The 22,846-nt window shown below is 71.5% G+C and carries 15 protein-coding genes; 4 read left to right on the top strand and 11 right to left on the bottom strand.

Going from position 1 to position 22,846, the window contains the following annotated elements; genetic code table 11:
* Positions 1-36: 36 nt before the first annotated feature.
* From ABZ070_RS04355 to lepA, 3 genes are all read right to left on the bottom strand, one after another.
* The gene (locus ABZ070_RS04355; protein WP_356629857.1) at positions 37-2,022 is read right to left on the bottom strand and encodes an ATP-binding SpoIIE family protein phosphatase; all 1,986 of its coding nucleotides are present in this window, start codon (positions 2,020-2,022) and stop codon (positions 37-39) included.
* Positions 2,023-2,270: 248 nt separating this feature from the next.
* Positions 2,271-4,160, bottom strand: coding sequence for an AMP-dependent synthetase/ligase (locus ABZ070_RS04350; protein WP_356629767.1), 1,890 nt, complete (start codon positions 4,158-4,160; stop codon positions 2,271-2,273).
* A gap of 333 nt (positions 4,161-4,493) precedes the next feature.
* Positions 4,494-6,359: a translation elongation factor 4 gene (lepA, locus tag ABZ070_RS04345; RefSeq protein ID WP_356629765.1), complete on the bottom strand. Its 1,866-nt coding sequence runs from the start codon at positions 6,357-6,359 to the stop codon at positions 4,494-4,496.
* A gap of 290 nt (positions 6,360-6,649) precedes the next feature.
* On the opposite strand from lepA, the gene rpsT reads away from it, so the two are divergent.
* A complete protein-coding gene (gene rpsT / locus ABZ070_RS04340; protein WP_356629763.1) occupies positions 6,650-6,916 on the top strand; it encodes a 30S ribosomal protein S20 in 267 nt (88 codons plus the stop codon).
* Positions 6,917-7,195: 279 nt separating this feature from the next.
* Here the strand turns inward: rpsT and holA are convergent, their stop codons facing one another.
* The 3 genes from holA to ABZ070_RS04325 form a co-directional block, all read right to left on the bottom strand.
* Complete coding sequence (gene holA / locus ABZ070_RS04335; protein WP_356629761.1) at positions 7,196-8,182, bottom strand: DNA polymerase III subunit delta; 987 nt, start codon at positions 8,180-8,182, stop codon at positions 7,196-7,198.
* Positions 8,183-8,320: 138 nt separating this feature from the next.
* Positions 8,321-8,566 (bottom strand): hypothetical protein, encoded by a 246-nt coding sequence (locus tag ABZ070_RS04330; protein WP_356629759.1) that lies wholly within the window; start codon positions 8,564-8,566, stop codon positions 8,321-8,323.
* 66 nt (positions 8,567-8,632) lie between these two features.
* On the bottom strand, positions 8,633-9,427 hold the full coding sequence (locus ABZ070_RS04325) for an arylamine N-acetyltransferase (RefSeq protein ID WP_356629757.1): 795 nt from the start codon (positions 9,425-9,427) through the stop codon (positions 8,633-8,635).
* A gap of 123 nt (positions 9,428-9,550) precedes the next feature.
* Here ABZ070_RS04325 and ABZ070_RS04320 point away from each other — a divergent pair, with 123 nt between their 5' ends.
* Positions 9,551-10,009, top strand: coding sequence for a pyridoxamine 5'-phosphate oxidase family protein (locus tag ABZ070_RS04320; protein WP_356629755.1), 459 nt, complete (start codon positions 9,551-9,553; stop codon positions 10,007-10,009).
* 71 nt (positions 10,010-10,080) lie between these two features.
* Here ABZ070_RS04320 and ABZ070_RS04315 read toward each other — a convergent pair whose 3' ends face one another.
* The 5 genes from ABZ070_RS04315 to leuS form a co-directional block, all read right to left on the bottom strand.
* The gene (locus tag ABZ070_RS04315; RefSeq protein WP_356629753.1) at positions 10,081-12,642 is read right to left on the bottom strand and encodes a ComEC/Rec2 family competence protein; all 2,562 of its coding nucleotides are present in this window, start codon (positions 12,640-12,642) and stop codon (positions 10,081-10,083) included.
* Positions 12,639-13,061: a ComEA family DNA-binding protein gene (locus tag ABZ070_RS04310; protein WP_356629751.1), complete on the bottom strand. Its 423-nt coding sequence runs from the start codon at positions 13,059-13,061 to the stop codon at positions 12,639-12,641. Before ABZ070_RS04310 ends, ABZ070_RS04315 begins: the two co-directional genes overlap by 4 nt.
* 1,208 nt (positions 13,062-14,269) lie before the next feature.
* Positions 14,270-15,115 carry a DegV family protein gene (locus tag ABZ070_RS04305; RefSeq protein ID WP_356629749.1) on the bottom strand — a complete coding sequence of 282 codons (846 nt, stop codon included), beginning with the start codon at positions 15,113-15,115 and terminating at the stop codon, positions 14,270-14,272.
* A gap of 243 nt (positions 15,116-15,358) precedes the next feature.
* The gene (locus tag ABZ070_RS04300; RefSeq protein WP_356629747.1) at positions 15,359-16,117 is read right to left on the bottom strand and encodes a hypothetical protein; all 759 of its coding nucleotides are present in this window, start codon (positions 16,115-16,117) and stop codon (positions 15,359-15,361) included.
* A 142-nt stretch (positions 16,118-16,259) separates the two neighbouring features.
* Positions 16,260-19,109: a leucine--tRNA ligase gene (gene leuS, locus ABZ070_RS04295; RefSeq protein ID WP_356629745.1), complete on the bottom strand. Its 2,850-nt coding sequence runs from the start codon at positions 19,107-19,109 to the stop codon at positions 16,260-16,262.
* Between the two features lie 430 nt (positions 19,110-19,539).
* On the opposite strand from leuS, the gene ABZ070_RS04290 reads away from it, so the two are divergent.
* A complete protein-coding gene (locus tag ABZ070_RS04290; RefSeq protein WP_356629743.1) occupies positions 19,540-21,156 on the top strand; it encodes a hypothetical protein in 1,617 nt (538 codons plus the stop codon).
* A complete protein-coding gene (locus tag ABZ070_RS04285; protein ID WP_356629741.1) occupies positions 21,153-22,748 on the top strand; it encodes a ferredoxin in 1,596 nt (531 codons plus the stop codon). The genes ABZ070_RS04290 and ABZ070_RS04285 overlap by 4 nt, the downstream gene beginning before the upstream one ends.
* The last annotated feature ends 98 nt before the right edge of the window (positions 22,749-22,846 follow it).

Below are 22,846 nucleotides of genomic sequence, written 5' to 3'. Positions count from 1 at the left end.
ACGAGGGCGCCGGTTCCGCTCCGCTCCTGGCCCCGCTCACCCGGCCTGGAGCACCAGCAGCGCCAGATCGTCCCCCGGCGGCGTCGGCGCGAACGCGTGCACCGCCGCCCTGATCCGCTCCGCGACGCCTTGCGCCGTAAGGCCGGTGCAACCGGAGAGCACCGCCGCCAGGCCGTCCTCGTCGTCGAACATCCGGGGTCCGAAGCGCCGCTCCGTCACGCCGTCGGTCACGCACAGCAGCGTGTCGCCCGGTTCGAGACGGAAGGTGTGGCTCTGGTAGGCGACGTCGTCGACGACCCCGAGCAGTACCTGTGGCTCCGCCAGGGCACGCACCGTGCCGTCCGGGCGCAGCAGCAGGGGCAGCGGGTGTCCGGCGCTCGCGAGGGTGCACCGGGCGCCGCCGTCCCCGGACGGCGAGGGCACCACCTCTCCGTAGAGCAGCGACAGGAACCGGGAGTGCTGCCCGTCGGGCAGGCCGGGCCCGTGCCCGCCGGTGACCAGCAAGGCCGCCGCCTCCGCCGCCTCCATCGCGTCGTCGAGCAGCAGACCGTTGAGCCGGTCGAGCACCTGGCCGACCTCGTACCCCTCGCGTGCGAGGAGCCGCAGCCAGGGCCTGGCCAGGCCGGTGACGACCGCCGCCTCGGGGCCGCTGCCCTGGACGTCGCCGAGCATGAAGCACCACCGGTCGCCGGACCCGGGGAAGACGTCGTAGAAGTCGCCACCGGCGACGCCGTCGTCGCTCGGCTCGTAGACCAGGAACGTGTCGACGCCCGGGATCTGTCCCACTTTGCTGGGCAGCAGACCGCGCTGGAGCACCCGGCTGATGGTGGCCTGCCGGGTGTACCGGCGGGCGGCTCCGACGGCCAGGGCGACGCGCCGGGCGAAGTCCCCGACGAGCGCGGCCACTTCCGCGCACACGGGCTCGGGGCCGTTCTGCGCGACGAGCAGCACCCCGAGGCGACGGCCTGCGACGGCGAGCGGGTAGGCCAGGGCGGTGGCCGTTCCTTCGCTGACGTCGACGAACCCCGCCGGGTCCCGACGCTGTCCGGGCAGGGGCAGTTCCTCCGGTCGTCTCTCCGGCCGTTCGTCCGGCCGTTTCTCCGGCCAGGCAACCGGCACCGGGCCGGTGACCGAGTCGTCGGGCAGGACGGGCGGCTCCTTGCCCAGAGCCTCGCGCAACGGCTCCACGCGGGACTCGTCGCTGTGCCATACGCCGACGAGTCTCGACGCCGCTCCGGGCGCGCCGCCCCCGTCGCCTTGGCTGTGCCCCTCCGTCCCGGCGGCGAGCCAGATCGCGCACCGGTCGACGAGCCGCGGTACCAGCAGCGGACCGGCCAGCGCCGCGACCATGTCCTCGTCCAGCTGTCCGGCGAGCAGGTCCGACGCCTCCGCGAGGAAGGCGGGCGCACCCCGGCCCACCCACTCCAGGTCTCCGCGCCGGGCGTGCACCGGCTCGTACGCCTCCGTTCCGCGCACGGTGCCCCGGTCCACGGCCGTGGCGAGGACGGCGGCGGCGGGGCGTACGTCGCGGCCGTCGAGGGGCAGGCGCGCCCAGACGGTCTTGAGTGCGGCGTGGAAGGTGACGCCCCAGCGTTCGGCGAGGGCGGCGACGAGATGCAGGCCGCGCCCGTAGTCGGGGGTGCCGGACTGGTCGGCGCTGTGCGGACCGCTGGTCACGGCGCTGTCGGGATGATGGTCGGAGACCTCGACGACGAGCGCGGCGGGTTCCTCGTGCGTGGGTTCCTCGAACCGGCAGAGCAGTTCCGCCGCGGTGCCCGCATGCACGACGGCGTTGGTGACGAGCTCGCTGACGACCACGGCCGCGTCGTCGGCCAGCCGGTCGGCGCACGCGTCGCCGGCCAGGAACCCGAGAGCGGTCCAGTCCGCGACGGCGTCGAGCACGAAGCGGCGCGCGGCGGCCGGTGCCAGAAGGTTGCCGGGCAGGCTGGTCCGCGCGACCAGCCTGGGGTCGGCCCGTGCCGGCCACACGGGAGTCGATCGGTTGCCGAATTCGCGCTGCATCGGAATGGACCCCACTTGCGGCTCCTGGTCGGTGCTGGCGTGCGCCGCTCATGACACCGACAGAGTGACAGACCGAGGGCGCTCATAAGCGTGGAGTCACCGAAGTGGGTGGAACGTAACAGTGGGGGAGGCACAAAAGCGCGGGCGGAAGCGGAGGAACGGCCTTGGGATCGGGCGGGGCTCCGTCCCCCGCCCGATCCGTCCGGCACCGGTCCCGCGCTTCCGCCCGGTCGTTTCGACGGTCCCCGCTACGCCTCGCGGGAGCCCGCGTACATCTCGTCGATCAGGTGCTTGTACTCGCGCTCCACGACCGGGCGCTTGAGCTTGAGGCTGGGCGTCAGCTCGCCGTGCTCGATGTCCAGGTCACGCGGGAGCAGGCGGAACTTCTTGATGGTCTGCCAGCGCTGCAGACCCTCGTTGAGGCGCTTCACATAGCCCTCGACGAGCTGCTCGACCTGCGGGGACGCGACGACCTCCGCGTAGGTCCTGCCGCCCAGGCCGTTCTCCTCGGCCCAGCCGAGGATTGTCGGCTCGTCCAGGGCGATCAGCGCGGTGCAGAAGTTACGGTCCGCGCCGTGCACCAGGATGTTGGAGACGAACGGGCACACCGCCTTGAACTGGCCCTCGACCTCGGCGGGCGCGATGTACTTGCCGCCGGACGTCTTGATCAGGTCCTTCTTGCGGTCCGTGATGCGCAGGTAGCCGTCGGCGGAGAGCTCGCCGATGTCGCCGGTGTGGAACCAGCCGTCGGACTCCAGGACCTCGGCGGTCTTCTCGGGCAGGCCGTGGTAGCCCTCCATGATGCCGGGGCCGCGCAGCAGGATCTCGCCGTCGTCGGCGATGCGCACCTCGCAGCCGGGCAGCGGCTTGCCCACCGTGCCGGTGCGGTAGGCCTCGCCCGGGTTGACGAAGGAAGCGGCGCTGGACTCGGTGAGCCCGTAGCCCTCGAGGATGTGGATGCCGGCGCCGGCGAAGAAGTAGCCGATGTCCGGCGCGAGCGCGGCGGAGCCGGAGACAGCCGCACGCAGCCGCCCGCCGAAGGCCTCGCGCAGCTTGGAGTAGACGAGCGCGTCGGCGACCTTGTGCTTGGCGGTCAGGCCGAAGGGCGCGGAAGCCGAGCCGGTGCGTCGGAAGTTGTCCTGGGTGACCTTGGCGTACTCGCGGGCGACGCCGGCCGCCCACTGGAAGATCTTGTACTTGGCGCCGCCGCCCGCACGCGCCTTGGCGGCGACCCCGTTGTAGACCTTCTCGAAGATGCGCGGCACGGCCGCCATGTACGTCGGCTGGACGACCGGCAGGTTCTCGATGATCTTGTCGACCCGGCCGTCGACCGCCGTGACGTGGCCGACCTCGATCTGGCCGGAGGTCAGTACCTTGCCGAAGACGTGCGCGAGCGGTAGCCACAGGTACTGGACGTCATCAGGGCCGATCAGGCCGGTCGCGGTCATGGCCTTGGCCAGGTAAGACCAGTTGTCGTGCGGCAGCCGCACGCCCTTGGGGCGGCCGGTGGTGCCGGAGGTGTAGATGAGCGTGGCCAGCTGAGTGGCGGTGATGGCCGCCACCCGCTCCTCGACGGCCGAGGGGTTGGCCTTCAGGTACTTCGCGCCGCGGGCCTCGAGATCGGCGAGGGTGAGGACCCAGCCGTCCGGCTCGCCCGCGTCGGGCGCAAGGCCGGTCGCGTCGAAGACGACCACGTGCTTCAGCTCGGGCAGCTCGCCGCGCTTTTCCCGCGCCTTGGCCAGCTGGGCCACGTCCTCGGCGATCAGCACCCGGCTCCCGGAGTCGGCGAGGATGAAAGCCGACTCCTCCGCGTTGGTCGACGGGTAGATCGTGGTGGTGGCGCCGCCGGCGCACATCACGCCGAGGTCGGCGAGGATCCACTCGACCCGGGTGGAGGACGCGAGCGCCACCCGCTCCTCGGCGTTCACCCCGAGGTCGATCAGTCCGGCCGCGATGGCGTAGACCCGCTCGGCGGCCTGCCCCCAGGTCAACGACTTCCACTCGTCCGGCCCCGTGCCCGAGGCCCGGGGCACCGGGTAGCGGTAGGCCTCGCCGTTCGGCGTGGCTGCCACGCGCTCGGTGAAGAGGGTGGCCACCGAAGGCGGCCGGTTCTCGATCTGGGTCTGGGTTTCGCTCACGACGTCCTCCGGGCCTGCGGCAGCATGCACGACTGGCTGGTTTTTTAACTGGCGAGTAACCATCGAGCCGTGATCAGGGTAGAGCGCGTTCGACCGGTGCGTAAGAGCCTTCGGGCTGCCGCTTCATAACGAACGGAGCGCAGGTCCGCCGGTTGGGGCAATAGATCGGTGTAGGGGGCAGCTAAGCCCTGGACGTGCGCCGGAGCACCGAAAAGCGCCCGTCACGACTGTGACGGGCGCCTTCCGGAGAGAGCGGTGCGCGTATTTCGGAGCGAGCGGCACGCGTACCGAACAAGCCCCGGGGGCGGCGCGGCACGGACGGTGACGCGACGGCTACTTCTTGCTCTTGCCGCCCTCGTCGCTGGACAGCACCGCGATGAAGGCCTCCTGCGGGACCTCCACGGAGCCGACCATCTTCATCCGCTTCTTGCCTTCCTTCTGCTTCTCCAGCAGCTTCCGCTTACGGGAGATGTCACCGCCGTAGCACTTGGCGAGGACGTCCTTGCGGATGGCGCGGATGGTCTCGCGCGCGATGACCCGGGAGCCGATGGCAGCCTGGATGGGCACCTCGAACGCCTGCCGCGGGATGAGCTCGCGCAGCTTGGCGACGAGCCGCACACCGTAGGCGTAGGCGGCGTCCTTGTGGGTGATCGCCGAGAAGGCGTCCACCTTGTCGCCGTGCAGCAGGATGTCGACCTTGACGAGGCTGGAGGCCTGCTCGCCGGTGGGCTCGTAGTCGAGGGAGGCGTAGCCGCGCGTCTTGGACTTCAGCTGGTCGAAGAAGTCGAAGACGATCTCCGCCAGCGGCAGGGTGTAGCGGATCTCGACCCGGTCCTCGGAGAGGTAGTCCATGCCGAGGAGAGTGCCGCGGCGGGTCTGGCAGAGCTCCATGATCGAGCCGATGAACTCGCTGGGCGCGAGGATCGTGGCGCGCACGACAGGCTCGTGCACCTCGTTGATCTTGCCCTCGGGGAACTCGCTCGGGTTGGTGACCGTGTGCTCGGTGCCGTCCTCCATGGTCACGCGATAGACCACGTTGGGGGCCGTGGCGATCAGGTCGAGGCCGAACTCGCGCTCGAGCCGCTCGCGGATCACGTCCAGGTGCAGCAGGCCGAGGAAGCCGACACGGAAGCCGAAGCCGAGAGCCGCGGACGTCTCCGGCTCGTAGACCAGCGCGGCGTCGTTGAGCTGGAGCTTGTCCAAGGCGTCGCGCAGCTCCGGGTAGTCGGAACCGTCGAGCGGATAGAGGCCCGAGAAGACCATCGGCTTCGGGTCCTTGTAGCCGCCGAGCGCTTCGGTGGCGCCCTTGTGCAGGCTGGTGATCGTGTCACCGACCTTGGACTGGCGGACGTCCTTCACACCGGTGATGAGGTAGCCGACCTCACCGACGCCGAGGCCGTCGGCCGGGAGCATCTCGGGCGAGTTGGTGCCGATCTCGAGCAGCTCGTGCGTGGCGCCGGTGGACATCATCCGGATGCGCTCACGCTTGCTGAGCTGGCCGTCGATCACACGTACGTACGTCACGACACCGCGGTAGGAGTCGTAGACCGAGTCGAAGATCATCGCGCGGGCGGGGGCGTCGGCGACGCCGACCGGCGGGGGGACCTCGCGGACGACGCGGTCGAGCAGCGCCTCCACACCGAGCCCCGTCTTGGCGGACACCCTGAGCACGTCGTCCGGGTCGCAGCCGACCAGGTTCGCCAGTTCCTCGGCGAACTTCTCCGGCTGGGCGGCCGGCAGGTCGATCTTGTTCAGGACCGGGACGATCGCGAGGTCGTTCTCCATCGCCAGGTACAGGTTGGCGAGGGTCTGCGCCTCGATGCCCTGGGCCGCGTCGACCAGCAGGATCGTGCCCTCACAGGCGGCCAGGGACCGGGACACCTCGTACGTGAAGTCGACATGCCCGGGGGTGTCGATCATGTTGAGGATGTGGGTCTTCCCCTGGTCCTCGCCCTCGGTGGGCGCCCAGGGAAGACGGACCGCCTGGGACTTGATCGTGATGCCGCGCTCGCGCTCGATGTCCATCCGGTCGAGGTACTGAGCACGCATCTGCCGCTGCTCGACCACGCCGGTCAGCTGGAGCATCCGGTCGGCGAGGGTCGACTTGCCGTGGTCGATGTGCGCGATGATGCAGAAGTTGCGGATCAGAGCCGGGTCGGTACGGCTCGGCTCGGGCACGTTGGTAGGAGTCGCGGGCACGCAGGGTCCTGATTCTTTGGCAGACGCCGGGTCGGTGAGCTCGGCTCGGGCTCGGCTCGGGGCGATGTCGGATCGATACGTAGGCTCCATGGTCCCACGGTTGCGGGACTGAGCCCGGTTTGGGCCGCCCGCGGGGCGACTGGTAGCCTGAGCAGCTGTGTCTCATGCCCTCTCTCGGGGGCTTCCGAAGCCCTCAAACTTCGGGGGCCGGGACGCAACCTCAAAGAATCATCGAACGCCCCCTACGCCCTTGCGGGCGTGGTGGGACCCCCAGAAAAGGGCTCTTTTTCGTGGCGAACATCAAGTCCCAGATCAAGCGGAACAAGACCAACGAGAAGGCGCGCCTGCGCAACAAGGCCGTCAAGTCGTCGCTCAAGACCGCGATCCGCAAGGCCCGTGAGGCTGTCGCCGCGGGTGACGTCGAGAAGGCCAACGTGGCCGTCCGCGACGCTTCCCGTCAGCTCGACAAGGCTGTCTCGAAGGGTGTCATCCACAAGAACGCCGCCGCCAACAAGAAGTCGGCGCTGGCTGCCAAGGTCGGCTCCCTGCAGGGCTGAGCTCACTGATGTGATCGCCGGGACGGATTCAGCGGGCCCTCTCATCCGCTCCTGACCGGCACCCTCCGCGCCGCACGCGGCCTGCGTTCGCCACGCGGGTGCGGCGCACCGAGCTTGAAACGAAGGCCCCGTGCCGATGTCCTTCCCCAGGACACCGGCCCGGGGCCTTCGTCGTACCCGGGTGGCGCGAGAGGCGGAGGATGGGAGGGGACCCTGGGAGGTGAGGCCGGGTGCCCGTCGGCGAGGCGGTGGGAGGTGGCCCGTCGGGGAGGCAGGGCTTCAGCGGCGCGACCGCGCCGCACGTGCGATCGTCACGACCGCCTTCTCCAACGCGTACTCCGCGTCGTCGCCGCCTCCTTTGACGCCCGCGTCCGCCTCGGCCACCGCCCGCAGGGCGACGGCGACCCCGTCGGGGGTCCAGCCCCGCATCTGCTGGCGCACGCGGTCGATCTTCCACGGCGGCATGCCCAGCTCACGGGCCAGGTCGGCGGGCCGGCCACCGCGCGCCGAGGACAGCTTGCCGATCGCCCGCACGCCCTGGGCCAGCGCGCTGGTGATCAGCACGGGCGCGACACCCGTCGACAGGGACCAGCGCAGCGCCTCAAGCGCCTCGGCCGCCCGGCCTTCCACTGCTCGGTCGGCGACGTTGAAACTGGAGGCCTCGGCACGGCCTGTGTAGTAGCGGCCGACGACCGCCTCGTCGATGGTTCCCTCGACGTCCGCGGTCAGCTGGGACACGGCCGACGCCAGCTCCCGCAGATCGCTGCCGATGGAGTCGACCAGAGCCTGGCAGGCCTCCGGCGTCGCGGACCTGCCCAGCGCACGGAACTCGGACCGTACGAAGGTGAGCCGCTCCGCCGGCTTGGTCGTCTTGGGGCAGGCGACCTCTCGCGCCCCCGCTTTACGGGCCGCGTCCAGCAGTCCCTTGCCCTTGGCGCCACCCGGGTGCACCAGCACCAGAGTGATCTCCTCGACCGGGGAGTCGAGATATCCCTTGACGTCCTTGATCGTGTCGGCGGACAGGTCCTGCGCATTGCGCACGATCACGACCTTGCGCTCGGCGAAGAGCGACGGGCTGGTCAGCTCGGCAAGGGTGCCGGGCTGGAGCTGGTCGGCGGTGAGATCCCGTACGTCGGTGTCGGCGTCCGCGGCGCGTGCCGCGGCCACGACCTGCTGAACGGCACGATCGAGGAGCAGGTCCTCCTGACCCACCGCGAGGGTGACGGGGGCGAGTGGATCGTCGGTGGAATTCCTGTTGCTGGCCATCGCGCTCCAGCATCCCACGGGCCACCGACAGTCCCCTGCTGTCCCCGTCGCCGCTCCTGCCGCTACCCGCCCCCGGTGCTGCGCCCGTCCCCGCCTCTCGAGGCGTCCTCAGTGCGTCTCGCGCGGTACGTCGCGTCGTCAGTGCGCCTCGCGCCATCCCTCCCAGTCCGCGACGAACTCGTCGAGCGCGGCGCCGTCCAGCCTGCCCTCCGGGTCTTCGACGACCACCAGCCACTGCGCGTCCTCGGCGTCGTCCTCACCGGCAAGGGCGTCCCGCACCAGCTGGGGCTCCTCGGCCACGGCGAAGCGGTCACCGATCGTCTCGGCCACCTCCTGCGCGGCGTCGCGGTCGGGCAGCACCAGCACATGTCTCACATCGCTCACGGCCATATTGTGCAGGTCGCCGCCGCGACCCTGTTACTCGTGCACGGTCTGTCCTCGCACCCGGTGTCAGGACTGCGTCCTCCGCACCTCCGGCACCCGGTCGAGCTCCAGGCCGAAGTGCTTCCGGTAGGCGGCGAGCACCTCTTCGTCGCCGTCGAGCGGCCGCTCCTGCCGCTCGCCGCGCACCGTGGTGACGAGCTTGCGGCCGGTGAGCGTGATCCGCCCCTCCTCGGTGAGCAGGGAGCACACAAGCGACTGGGTGAAGTGCGAGGCGGGCGAGGTGCGGTGCCACCATGCGCCCGCCTCGAAGTCGACCAGCTCCCGCGGCCTGGTGTCCAGGCGGAACTGCGGCTTGCCGCCCCGGAGCACGTCCAGGTCCCCCTCGGGCGCCTCGACGATCTGAAAGATCCCCGCCGGATCGGCCTGCTCGCCTCGTTCCCCGAGGAGCAGCGGATGGTGACTGTGGTCCCCGAATCCGACGTCGGCCAGCCAGGGTCCGGTGCCGTCCACGGTCTCCACGCGCAGCGCGAGGTGGTCGTAGGGGATGCCCAGCCGGCCCCCGTCGCCGAACACCCGCCCCTGGAGCAGCGTCACCCGGTAGCCGAGCGCGCGCAGCAACGCCGCGAAGGCGCCGTTGAGTTCGTAGCAGAAGCCGCCGCGTCGGGCACCGACGATCTTCTCCAGCAGGGGGCGGTCCTCCAGGACCAGGGGCTCACCGAGGTGGATCGACAGATTCTCGAACGGCACCGTCAGCAGATGCCGCTGCTGCAGCTCACGAAGCGCCGCGGCGTCCGCCCGCCGGGGTCGTACGCCCTTGATCCGGGCGAGGTAGGCATCGACGGTCTGCGCAGGAAGGTTCATACCGTCAGTCTCTTGCGCAGGCGGCCCGTGGGCCAGGCGTCCGTTGGTCCTAGGCCGGACGGCGGAGGTCCTTCCTCCCTCGGCCCGAGGCGGCGATGCCCGGGCACCCCTAACGTGCCGGACATGACGACTCCGGAACCGGCACGCAGCCGGGAACAGCGCAGGCGGGACACCCTCGGCCGGCTCACGAACGACGGCGACGCCTGGGTCGCCACGGCGTCGCCGAAGGGACGGCCGTGCCTCATGCCCCTGTCGTTCGTCTGGGACCGCGGCACCCTGCTGATGTGCACCCGGCGCACCAATCCGACCGCGCTCAACGTGACTCCGCGAGGCGAGGCGGTGGTCACCCTGGGCCACACCCGTGACGTGGTCCATGTCGAGGGCCTGGCCGAGATCGTCGAGGGCTCGGAACTGGCCGGGGAGTCCGCCGACGCCTTCGCCGCGAAGCTGCGCTGGGATCCACGGGACCGGCGGCCCTGGGTCTATCTGCGGATCACCCCCCTGGTGGTGAAGGCCTGGCGTGAGGAGAACGAACTGAAGGACCGGCTGCTCATGCGCGACGGCCGCTGGCTGGACGACTGACCGCACACGCGGTGTGCACCACCGCGGTGTGCACCCACCCGCCGCACGCCCTTCACCGGCGGCGGTCCCCCTCACCAGCCCGCTGGGCCGCGCGCCACAGCTCTCAGCTGAGCACCCGCGCCGGTGACCGCGATGGCACCGTCCCGATCGGTACGCAGCACCAGTGCCCCTCGCGCCCGCAGCGCACCGACCGTACGAGGCGCCGGGTGCCCGTACGGGTTGTCCCTGCCGCACGACACCAGGGCCAACCGGGGGCGGGCCCCCTCCAGCAGCGACGGGTGCTGGTAAGCCGAGCCGTGGTGGGCGACCTTGAGCACGTCGACCGGTGGAAGCGCGGGATGGGCCCGTATCAGCCCACGCTGGGACGGAGGTTCGAGATCTCCGAGCAGCAGCAGCGACAGACCGCCCGCCGCCCGGACGAGCAGCGCGACGCTGGCATCGTTCGGCCCTTCGGGCGCCGCAGCCCAGGACATGGCCGGCCACAGGACCTGCCATGAGAGCCGCCCGGCCCGACGCCGCTCTCCCGGTGTCGCGTGGTTCACCGGCACGCCCGCCGCCGCAGCCGTGCGCCGTACGAACGCCGCCTGCCGGCTGGGCTCTTCGAACGTCGTCGTCTGGATCGCCCCCACCGCCCTGCCGCGCAGCACGCCGGGGAGGCCGGCGACGTGGTCGGCGTGGAAATGGGTCACCAGAACCAGCGGCACCTCCGTGACACCCAACTCGCTCAGGCACCGGTCGGCGAGGCGGGGATCGGGCCCCGCATCCACGACCACCGCGGCCCCGTCACCGGCCGAGAGCACCATGGCGTCTCCCTGGCCCACGTCGCACATCACCAACGCCCAGCCAGGAGGCGGCCAGCCGGTGAGGCTCCTGGTCAGTGGGGCGGGGCGTACCACGGCCAGCACGAACAGCAGCGCGCAGAGTGCGACCGCCCAGGGGTGCCGCGTCAGCCGGCGGACAACGAGCAGCGTTCCGGCAGTGAGCGCCAGGAGCAGCAGCCCGCCGAGCCAGCCGCCCGGCCAGTCGATCCGGGCGCCCGGCAGCGCCGCTCCCGTCCGGGCCACGGAGGCGATCCAGCCTGCGGGCCAGCCGGCGCAGCGCGCCAGCAGCTCGGCGACCGGTATGCCCATGGGGGCCGTGGCCAGCGCCGCGAAGCCGAGGATCGTCGCCGGAGCCACGGCCAGTTCGGCCGCGAGGTTGCAGGGGATCGCGACCAGGCTGACCCTGGCGGCGAACACGGCCACCACCGGAGCGCACACGGCCTGCGCCGCGGCGGTCGCCGCCAGCGCCTCGGCGAGCCGGGGCGGCACCCTTCGCCGCTGGAGCGCCTCGCTCCAACGCGGTCCGATCGTGAGCAGCGCCCCGGTGGCGAGGACGGAGAGCAGAAAGCCGTAACTCCATGCCAGCCACGGGTCGTACAGGAGGAGCAGCAGGACGGCGGCGGCCAGCGCCGGGACGAGCGACCTGCGTCGGCCGGTTCCGATGGCGAGCAGGGTGATGAGCCCGCACGCCGCCGCGCGCAGAACGCTCGGCTCGGGCCGGCACACCACCACGAAGGCGAGCGTGAGCACGCCGCCGAGCAGCGCGGTCCCGCGCAGGGTAATACCCAAACGCGGTGCCAGGCCGCGCCGTTCGGCCAGCAGCGCCCGGCCGGGCGGTCCGATCAGCAGGACCAGCACGATGGTGAGGTTGCTTCCGGAGACGGCAAGCAGATGCGTGAGGTCCGTCGCTTCGAAGGCTTCCTGCAGGTCGGCCGGAATGCGTGAGGTGTCCCCGACGACCAGCCCCGGGAGCAGGGCGCGGGCGTCCGGCGCCAGGCCGTCCGTGGCCTCGCGCAGTCCTGCTCTCAGTGCGCCGGCCCTGCGCTGCAGTGCGCTCGGGGAGCCGACGATGGACGGCGGGCCGCCGTCGGCCCGCAGCACGGCCGTGAACGGGTCGTCGGGGCGGAGTGGGGGCGCGAGCCGTCCGCCGACCTTCAGCCGCGTGGAGGGCAGAAGCCGCCGCCAGTTCGCGTCCGCCTCGCCGGTGGGCACGATCACGAGCACGGGGGAACGGGTCGCGGTGACGGCTCCGCCGGGGGCGGTGACCCGCGTCGCCTCGGCGTTCAGTACGAGCGCTGCCGGAGCCATCCGGTCACCGACCACCCTGGAGCGGGTGGGCCTCGGGTCGGACGTGACCGTCAACTCGACTGTGACGCGCGCGTGTCGGTCGGCCAGGGCCGGGAGCGGTCCACGGCTGAGATCCGCCGCGTGCAGTCCGGCGGCGGCGGCGCCCGCGGCGGCGCACAGCAACACCGCGGCGAGGGCGGTGGCGTTGAGCCGCCACCACGCGCCACTGACGGGGACTCGCCCAGAACTGTCCACGTCTGCCGACGTTCTGCCCGGAGTCGTGGCCATGACCCCACGCGTCCGACGATGCCGCGCCGCCGCCCACAGCGGTAGCAGTCCGGTCGCCACCAGACAGGCGACCACCCCCGCGGCCGTCCATCCGCCCGGCGCCCCGAGCGCGAGAGCGGACGCCGCCCAAGCCGCCAGTGCGGGCGGCACCAGACGGAGGTCTGTCGGCCCCTCCTGTCGTGGGTCGCAAGCACCGAGCCTGCTCCCCGATACGGCGTGAACCGCCACCCGGGTCATGGCCGAACCAGATTGCGCAGGTCCTCGAACCGACGGTCGCCGATCCCGTTGACGTCACGCAGTTCGTCGACCGACCGGAAGCCCCCGTTCTGCGTGCGGTGGCCGATGATGTGCTGAGCCAGCACCGGTCCGACTCCGGGCAGCGTCTCGAGCTGCTCCGCACTGGCCGAGTTGAGGCTGATCGGCCCCGCCGGGAGTCCCGGCCCCGTCCCAGCCCCCGCCCCTGTGCCGATGCCGCTCGGCACGGGCGGCGCAGGATCGCCCACCACGACCTGCTCACCGTCCGTCAGGACCCGCGCACGGTTGAGGCCCGTCATGTCCGTACCGGGCTTGACCCCTCCAGCCGCCTCGATCGCGTCGGCGACCCTCGACCCCGCGGGCAGTTTGAGCACTCCCGGTTGCCGTACCTTGCCGCTCACGTCAACGACGATGCGGGCCGCCTGTCGGGCGTCGGCAGGCGGCGGACCCGGTGACGGCTCCGGCTCAGGACCCGGACCCGGCTCTTCAGCCGAGGACTCGGAGCCGGAAGCGTCGGCGGGCCCTGATCCGTCCAGGGCCGACCCCTGATGGAGCAGCGCAGGAACGCTCACGGACTGCGGTCGGCCCGCCCAGAAGTGCTGTGCCGCGAAGCCCGCCCCCACCACGAGGATCACAGCCAGAGCGGCCAGCGCCTTGGGCTGGAGACCGCATCGCAGCTGCACCCATACCGGCAGCCGGTCCCGGAGCGCGAACCAGAAGCGCGGCCCTCCTCCACCGCGGAAGGCCCGCGACCCGGCACCCAGCCGCCCGGCACTCGGCCCATCGGTCCCCGGCCCGGCATCCGCCCTGTCCCGTTCAGCGGCCGGCTCCACCGCCGGTGCGGGCGGCCTGGAAGGCGGCTGCGTCGGAGTGGCCGGTACGTCGGCTCCCGGCCGGCCCGGCGGGCCGCCACGACCGGGCCCGGTACCCGCGCCGCTCCGCCGCACGCCTGCCGCCGAGCGGGCCGGGCGGACCGAACGTGCGGAGCGAAGAGGTGGGTCGCCGGGCGCGTACGTCGAGCCCGCGGCACGCCCGCCCTCGGTCCGCCCGCCCGCGGCGCGCGGAGCCGCTGCCCCGAACAAGGCGTCCGCCCGCCGGCGCAAGGCCATGGCCTGCGCCGTCGGCGACGCACGACCTCCACGCAGCCGGCCGGGTCGGACACCACCGTCACCGGCGTAAGCGCTACCGCCGCCGTATGCCTGCTGACCGAGGACCCCATGACCGAGGCCAGGGACGGGGCCGCGGCCACGGCGTGCGCGACTGTCGGAGGCCGGGGCGCGGCCCGGGCCACTGGTTGCGGAGCGTGATCGAAGAGCCATGTCACAGGACGGTAGGCATAACCGCCCGAACGCGCCGAGCCGGCCCAATTCCGGTGGAAAACCGATGCGTTGTGCATAACTCGCTCACCCGTGCAGGTGACGCCGGACCTGCAGGTGACGCCGGACCTGCACGTGACGCCGGACCTGCAGGTGACGCCGGACCTGCACGTGACGCCGGACCTGCTGGTGAAGCCGGACCTGGCGGTGACCAGGCACGTGCAGAGTGACCGGGCACGTACAGGTGACGACGGACGCGCAGGCCACAGGCAGGGCGGACGACGGCCGTCGCCTCAATGCGCCGAGATCACGACGCCCAGCAGCCCCGGTCCCGTGTGTGCCCCGATCACCGCGCCCACCTCGCTGACGTGCAGGTCCGCCAGCCCCGGCACCCGCTCCCGCAGCCGGTCGGCCAGTGCCGCGGCCCGCTCCGGCGCCGCCAGGTGGTGCACCGCGATGTCCACCGGCGCGGTGCCCGCCCGTTCGGCGACGATCTCCTCGAGACGGGCGATGGCCCTCGACGCCGTACGCACGCGCTCCAGCATGTCGATGCGGCCGCCGTCCAGCTGGAGCAGCGGTTTGACGGCCAGCGCGGACCCGAGCAGCGCTTGTGCGGTACCGATCCGGCCCCCCCGGCGCAGATAGTCGAGGGTGTCGACATAGAAGTACGCGGCAGTGCCTTCCGCTCGTTTCTCCGCCGCCGCCACCGCCTCGTCGAGGGATCCGCCCCCCTCCGACACCTCGGCGGCCGCGAGCGCGCAGAATCCGAGCGCCATGGCGATCATTCCGGTGTCGACGACGCGAACCGGTACGGGTGCGTCCTTGGCGGCCAGCAGCGCGGCGTCGTACGTCCCTGAGAGCTCGGCCGACAGGTGCAGCGAGACGATCCCGGTCGCGCCGGCTTCCGCGGCGGCGCGGTAGGCCTGCGCGAACATTTCGGGGCTGGGCCGGGACGTCGTCACCGAGCGTCGCTTCTGCAGGGCGGCCGCGAGCGAGCGGGCCGAGATCTCGGTGCCCTCCTCCAGCGCCTGGTCACCGAGTACGACGGTCAACGGCACCGCGGTGATGCTGTGCCGCTCCATCATCAGTGGCGGCAGGTAGGCCGTTGAATCGGTGACGATCGCGACATGGCGGGACATGAGCGGGAGGTTACCCGCAGCCGCCCCTGGTCGGCAGCCCGACCCTGTCGGACGGCCGCACGGGTGGCATGCGAACACCTCCCGAGCGCCACCCCAGCGCCATCCCGGCGTCCACCTGCGCGCCCGCCCCGGGGCGTTCGGGCGGCCAGGACGCTCGAGGGCGGCAGCACGCCGCAAGGGCCATGTGCCCCACCGCAAGGACCGTGCGCCCCGCCGCAAGGTCCATGTGGGGCGCCGCAGGTGTCAGTTGGAGGTTTCCGGCCGGGCGGTCTTCTGCCAGGGGTACGCGGTCTGCTGCCGCGGGTCCCGCGCGGTGATCGCCTGCGGCCGACCGGGCGACTCGGCCTCCGTCTCCGGCCATGTCTGGGCGCCCGCACCTTCCGGGTCCTGCGCCGGGCGCTCTGGCTTCGGCGCTGCCGGCCACGGCTTCGGCTCCGTCACGCCGGCAGCCTCGTCCGGCGCGGACCAGTGCCGCAGCGCTCCCGCCTCCATGTCGATCTGGGCGCTCAGCGCGTCCAGATCGTCCTCTGCGAACTTCTGCGCCCGGTCGCGCGCCGCCCAGCGCAGTGAATCCGCGGAGTGCGCGATGCGCTCCGTACGCTCGCGCAGGCCGGGCATCAGCGCGGCGACCGTGGACCGGTCGGGCTCGCGCTCCAGCCGCCTGAGCTCGTCGTCCAGCTCGTGTCCATGGGCGCTGAGCCGCCTGAACAGGGCGAGCGACTCGGACAGCGAGGCGTCCTCCGCCGCGCCGGCGTTCAGCGCTTCCTGGGTGGCCCTCATGGACGTACGCAGCTTCAGCCGCAGCTGCGCCAGCTCACCGCTCACGCCCATCTGCCCGTAGCTCTTCGCACGCAGCGTGGTGTCCTCGACGGTGCGGCGCGCCTGGTTGATGGTGCGCTCGACGCCGCGCTTGGTGGCGCGCACGGCCTTCACACCCACGTACACCCCCAACGCCACGAAGGCGAAGAAGAGCAGCGCCAGGATCGTGATCGCGGCTTCCATGTGCGCCCTCCGGCGTCGGTTGTGTTCCTTCCACGGTAAACGGAACGGGCAGGCCGTAGGTTCCATCGGAACCCCCAACCTGCCCGTAGGGGAAATCCCCGCCGCCGCCCCGCCCGCTTTGTCCGGGCGAAACGGGTGCCCGCTACGCAGGCACGATGTTGACCAGCTTCGGCGCTCGAACGATCACCTTGCGGATGCCGGCACCGCCCAGAGCGGCGACGACCGCCGCGTCACCCAGCGCCAGGGCCTCCAGCTCCTCGTCCGTGATGGACGGGGAGACCTCCAGGCGTGCCTTGACCTTGCCCTTGATCTGCACGACGCAGGTCACGGACTCGTCCACGACGTATGCCGGGTCGGCGGTCGGGAAGTCCTGGTGCACGACCGACTCCAAGTGGCCCAGCCTGCGCCACAGCTCCTCGGCGATGTGCGGGGCCAGCGGAGCGATGAGCAGAACCAGGCGCTCCGCGACCGAGCGGGACACCGGGCCGCCCGACTTCGTCAGGTGGTTGTTCAGCTCGGTGATCTTGGCGATGGCGGTGTTGAAGCGCATCGCCGTCATGTCCTGCGACACACCGTCGATCGCCTTGTGCAGCGCACGCAGCGTCGCCTCGTCCGCCTCGGTGTCGACGACCGTGACCTCGCCGCTCGCCTCGTCGACGACGTTGCGCCACAGGCGCTGCAGCAGTCGGTACTGCCCGACGACGGCGCGGGTGTCCCACGGCCGGGAGACGTCCAGGGGGCCCATCGCCATCTCGTACAGGCGCAGGGTGTCCGCACCATACTCGGCGCAGATCTCGTCCGGGGTGACGGCGTTCTTCAGCGACTTGCCCATCTTGCCCAGCTCGCGCTTGACGGGCTCGCCCTCGAAGTGGAACTTGCCGTCCCGCTCCTCCACCTCGGTGGCCGCCACCGGGAAGCCCCGGTCGTCCCGGTAGACGTACGCCTGGATCATGCCCTGGTTGTACAGCTTGTGGAACGGCTCGACCGACGAAACGTGCCCCAGGTCGAACAGGACCTTGGACCAGAAGCGCGCGTACAGCAGGTGCAGCACGGCGTGCTCTGCTCCGCCGACGTACAGGTCGACACCGCCGTGCGGCTGCCCCTCGCGCGGTCCCATCCAGTACTGCTCGATGGCCGGGTCGACCAGCCGCTCGTTGTTGTGCGGGTCCAGGTAGCGCATTTCGTACCAGCACGAACCGGCCCAGTTGGGCATCGTGTTGGTCTCGCGCCGGTAGCGCTTGGGGCCGTCGCCGAGGTCCAGCTCGACATCGACCCAGTCCTCGTTGCGCGACAGCGGCGTCTCGGGCTGGGTGTCGGCGTCGTCCGGGTCGAAGGTGCGCGGCGAGTAGTCGTCGACCTCCGGCAGTTCCAGGGGCAGCATCGACTCGGGCAGGGCGTGGGCTACGCCGTCCTCGTCGTAGACGATCGGGAAGGGCTCGCCCCAGTAGCGCTGCCGGCTGAACAGCCAGTCGCGCAGCCGGAAGTTGACCGTTCCCTCGCCGATGCCCTTGTCCGTCAGCCAGGCCGTGATCTTCGCCTTGGCCTCTGCGACGTCCAGGCCGTTCAGGGAGATCTCGTCGTTGGCGGAGTTGATCGCCGGACCCTGCCCGGTGAACGCCTCGCCCTCCCAGCCCTCGGGCGGCTGCACCGTGCGGATGATGGGCAGTCCGAAGGCCTCCGCGAACTCCCAGTCCCGCTCGTCCTGGCCGGGCACGGCCATGATGGCGCCGGTGCCGTAACCCATCAGGACGTAGTCGGCGACGAAGACGGGGATCCGCTCACCGGTGACGGGATTCAGGGCGTAAGAGCCGCTGAACACACCGGTCTTGTCCTTGTGCTCGGTCTGCCGCTCGACGTCGCTCTTCGTCTGCGCCTGCTTGCGGTAGGCCGCGACGGCCTCGGCGGGGGTGGCGGCACCCCCGGTCCACGCCTCCTTGACACCCTGCGGCCACTCGGCCGGGACGATGGAGTCGATCAGCCCGTGCTCGGGCGCCAGGACCATGTATGTGGCACCGAACAGCGTGTCGGGGCGGGTGGTGAAGACGGTGATCCGCGCGTCGTCGTGGCCTTCGACCACGAAGTCGACGCGGGCGCCCTCGGAGCGGCCGATCCAATTGCGCTGCTGCAGCTTGATGGCCTCCGGCCAGTCCAGCGCGTCCAGGTCGTCCAGCAGCCGGTCGGCGTAGGCGGTGATGCGCATGTTCCACTGGCGCAGCTTGGCCTTGAAGACCGGGAAGTTGCCGCGCTCGGAACGGCCGTCGGCCGTCACCTCTTCGTTCGCCAGAACGGTGCCCAGCCCGGGGCACCAGTTGACGGGCGCGTCCGAGGCGTACGCCAGGCGGTACTGGCCCAGGACGTCGGCACGCTCCAGGGAGCTCAGCTCGGCCCAGGTACCCCCAGGCACCTCGCGGGCACCGCTCTCGAACTGGGCGACCAGCTCATCGATCGGACGGGCCTTGTCCGCCTGCTCGTCGTACCAGGAGTTGAAGATCTGCAGGAAGATCCACTGGGTCCACTTGTAGTAGTCCGGGTCGATCGTGGCGAACGACCGCCGCTTGTCGTGGCCCAGGCCCAGCCGGCGCAGCTGCACCTTCATGTTCTCGATGTTCGCCTCGGTCGACACGCGCGGGTGCGTGCCGGTCTGCACGGCGTACTGCTCCGCGGGCAGACCGAAGGCGTCGAAGCCCAGGGTGTGCAGGACGTTGTGCCCGGTCATCCGCTGGTGACGGGCGAACACGTCGGTGGCGATGTACCCCAGGGGGTGGCCGACGTGCAGTCCCGCACCGGACGGGTAGGGGAACATGTCCATGATGAACTTCTTGGGCCTGGCCACCTGCGCCGGGTCCCCCGCCAGGTCCCCGGTCGGGTTGGGCGCCTCGTAGATGCCTTCGGCGTCCCAGAAGTCCTGCCAGCGTGCCTCGATGTCGGCCGCCATGGCAGCCGTATAACGATGTGGGGCTGCTGTCTCGGCAGCCGAGTTCATCTCGCTCATGATCCTTCGAAGCTCCATCGATCGTCTCTGCCGACTGCCAGCCGATTCACGTACAGGGGAAATGAAAAATCCCCTCGCACAGGAGGGGACGCCGCGCCGATTCCGACCGGATTTCTCATCCGCCGGGACTGATCAGCGCGGCTCGCTAAGCAGAAGGCGTACGGCACGCATGGCGTCAGGGTACCGCAGCGGAGGATCCGGCCGCATTGCTGTCCACCGGACGGCCGCCCCGACCGGGCGGGAACGCCTTTCGGCCGGCTCCGGAGATCGAGCCGTCCGGGTTACTCCGCGTATCGCACCTATCCAGGGCAACCCCCGAGTCAGTTGTGCTCACTTCACCGCTATAAACCTCGAAACCTCGTCCGGTTGGTAGGGGTCGACCTAGAGTGCGTCAACGGGACAGCTTTCCCGCACCATTCGGAGTCGCCCCATGAACCCTCGTCTCAAGATGCGTTTGTCGCCCGGTCCGGGCCTCGGACTCAGCCGCCAGGTGCAAGGCGGCCTCACCGCGGCCGCGTTGGTGCTCATACCCCTGCTCGCCGTCGGAGGAAGCGACAGTTTTCGCGCCGCGCTCGACTTCACCACCGGAGTCCTCTCCCTGGTCTCGCTGACCGCCTCCGTCGCCTGGGGTCTCATCGCCACCGACCGTCTACTGCTCTCACCCCGCCATCGTCTGCTCGCCCAGGGCATCCACCGGGCGACCGCGATCGCGTCGCTCGGCTTCCTGCTGCTGCACGCCACCGTGAAGGTGTCGCTGGGGCATGTGTCGGTGATCGGCGCCCTGATCCCGTTCGGGCTCGGGGTCACCGGCACTTCCGCGCTCATTGGCTTCGGTTCGCTGGCCGGGTTCCTGATGGTGGTGGCCGGCACGACCGGCGCACTCCGCAGCGCGCTCGCCGGCAACGTCCGCGTCGCCGGCCGCTGGCGGCAGTTGCACATGCTGGCGTACCCGGCCTGGTGCTTCGCCCTGGTTCACGGCCTCTACACCGGCCGACCGGCCGCGACGTGGGTCGTGACCATGTACTGCCTGGCCCTGGCGGGCGTGGCCGCCGCGGTCTCGGTCCGGCTGCTGCCGCGCCCCCTGCAGCGGCAGGTCGCCGCGAAGATCCTCGTCCTGACCGGCGGTGCCGGCTCCGACGGGCCCGCCGCCGATGAGCAGGCACAGCGCGACCTGGCCACGGCGCCGCTGCCGGGCGTGAGCGGAATGAACGGGATGGGCCGCCCGACCGTACCCGCAGGCATGGACCGCATGGAACGCATGGATCGCATGGGCGGCGGAATGAACGGCGTGCCGTCGCAGCGCCCGTACGAGCAGGACTTCCAGCCGCCCCTCGGCCAGGCTCGCGCGCAGCCTCCACGGCTCGCCGCCCCTTCGCCGCAGCTGTACGAGGCCCCGCGGCCGCAGAACGACGAACCGGCCGTCACGCCGGACGGCGGCACCACCGGCCGCGGCACCCGTATGTCCGCCGCCTACCGCGCGGTCTCACTCGCCGGCGAGCCGTCTGCCCCGCTCGCCGAGCGTGTGCCGATGACCGAGGAGATACCCGTGGTGTCGGAGACGGGCCCCGGTACGGGCAGCTGGCCGACCCCCTCGCCGCCTCCCCCGGCGCAGTCGGTCAGGCCCGAACCGGCAGCACCGCCCGTCTACGACACCCCGGCCCCACCGCTCTTCGACCCGGCACCGTCGTACGACGCACCCTCCTCGTACGGCACCGGTGCCGTCCCCACGTACGACACCGGCAACATCCCGACGTACGACACGGGCGGTCTGCCCGCGTACGAACCCAGCAACGTCCCGACGTACGACACCGGCGGCGTGCCGGCGTACGACACCGGTGACATCCCCTCGTACGGCGCTTCAGCGCCCTACACGTCCACCGCCCCCTACGACGCCCCTCTGACCGAAGCCGCCGCCCCTTACGCCGACCGCTCCTCGTACGACACCGGCAACGTCCCCGCGTACGACGAGACAGCGCCACTGCCCGGCCCCCTCTTCCAGCCCCCGGCCGGAGAGCCCTGGCACGCACCAGCAGGAGAACGACCGTGAACGCCCCCCTCCCCGACGTCCCCGAGGTCCGCGTCGTCGGCCTTCCCCAGCTGACGCAGGGTTTTGATCTCGTCGACCGTCTCGATCTGCCCATGCACCTCAAGGTGCACGGGCCGCTCGAGCCTGTGAGCGGCGAACGGCTCGCCCAACTCGCCGAGGACATATCCCTCACCGGCCGCGGCGGAGCGGGCTTCCCGTTCGGCAAGAAGCTGCGCGCAGTCGCCAAGTCCGCGATCCGGCGCGGCGTGCGGCCGGTCGTCGTGGTCAACGGCAGTGAGGGCGAGCCGGCCTGCCGCAAGGACACGGTGCTGCTGAACCGCGCTCCGCATCTGATCCTCGACGGTGCGCTGCTCGCCGCGGAGGCGCTCGGCGCCCGGACCCTCGTCGTCGCGGTGACCCGCAACTCGACGGAGATCTCCATGCGTGCGGCGCTCGCCGAGCGTGGCCTGTCCGACCGGCGCGGCCAGGCCCTGCGGGCCAGAGTCGTCCGCACCCCTGAACGCATGGTGTCGGGCGAGGCGTCGTCCGTCATCCGGGCCGTCAACGGCGGGCCCGCCCTGCCGCCCGGCCGGCGGGTCCGTGCCGCGGAGACGGGCGTGGGCGGCGCTCCGACCCTGCTGTCCAACGCGGAGACCTTCGCGCAGCTCGCCGTCGCCGCCCGTATCGGTGCCCGCCGCTACTGCAACACCGGCCTGGACTCCGAGCCGGGCACCGTCATGCTGACGATCTCCGGGGCGGTCGCACGCCCGATGGTCGTCGAGGTCCCGACGGGCGTACCGCTGCGGTACGTGCTCCAGCTGGCCGGCGCACCGCCGCAGCCCCAAGGGGTGCTGACGGGTGGTTACCACGGCAACTGGATCGACTCCGCCGCCGTCCACGAGGCGGTCGTCTCCAAGGAGTCGCTCGCTTCGGTGGGCGGCGCGCTGGGCGCCGGCGCGATCCTGCCGATCGGTCCGGAGACGTGTCCGCTGGGTGAGGCGCTGCGGGTCGCCAACTGGCTGGCCGCGGAGACCGCGGGCCAGTGCGGCCCGTGCAAGCTCGGCCTGCCCGCGGCGGCCGGCGGGCTGGCCGACGTGATGAACGGCGGCGGGCCGGCCGCTCTGGAGGCGCTGCGCGAGGTGACCCAGGCGGTCAAGGGCCGCGGCGCGTGCAAGCACCCGGACGGTTCCGCGCGTTTCTTCGCCTCGACCCTGTCCGCCTTCACGGACGATCTCGCGGCCCATGTGCTGCACGGGGGTTGCGGACGCGAGACGACGGGTGTGCTGCCCCTTCCGCTGCCCGGTTACGAGGAGGCGGAGGAGTCGATCCCGAGCGGCGAGAAGATCTTCGTGGACTGGACGCTCTGCCAGGGCCACGGCCTCTGCGCCGACATCATCCCCGAACTGATCCGGCTCAACCCGGACGGCTATCCGTCGGTGGCCGACGCGATGGTCCCCATGCACATGCAGGGGCGTGCGCAGCGAGCCGTGCGCCGCTGTCCCGCGCTCGCCATGCGCATCGAGCAGGTGGCTTCCTCGGCCCCGACTCCGCCGCCCGCGCGCCCCGCGCTGCCCAGCAGCAACCGCAAGGCCCTCGGCAGCGGCCGCAGTTGACGCTGACCCGCACACAGCAGTGAGGCGGGCCACCCGATCCGGGTGGCCACACACCGCGGGTCACTCGTCGGCGGAACCCCTCCGATAGCGGCGGATCC

It is taken from the genome of Streptomyces sp. NPDC006283 (assembly GCF_040613325.1).
Lineage (GTDB): Bacteria > Actinomycetota > Actinomycetes > Streptomycetales > Streptomycetaceae > Streptomyces.
The sequence above is the reverse complement of the archived record's forward strand: the minus strand, read 5'-3'. Positions and strand labels throughout refer to the sequence as shown.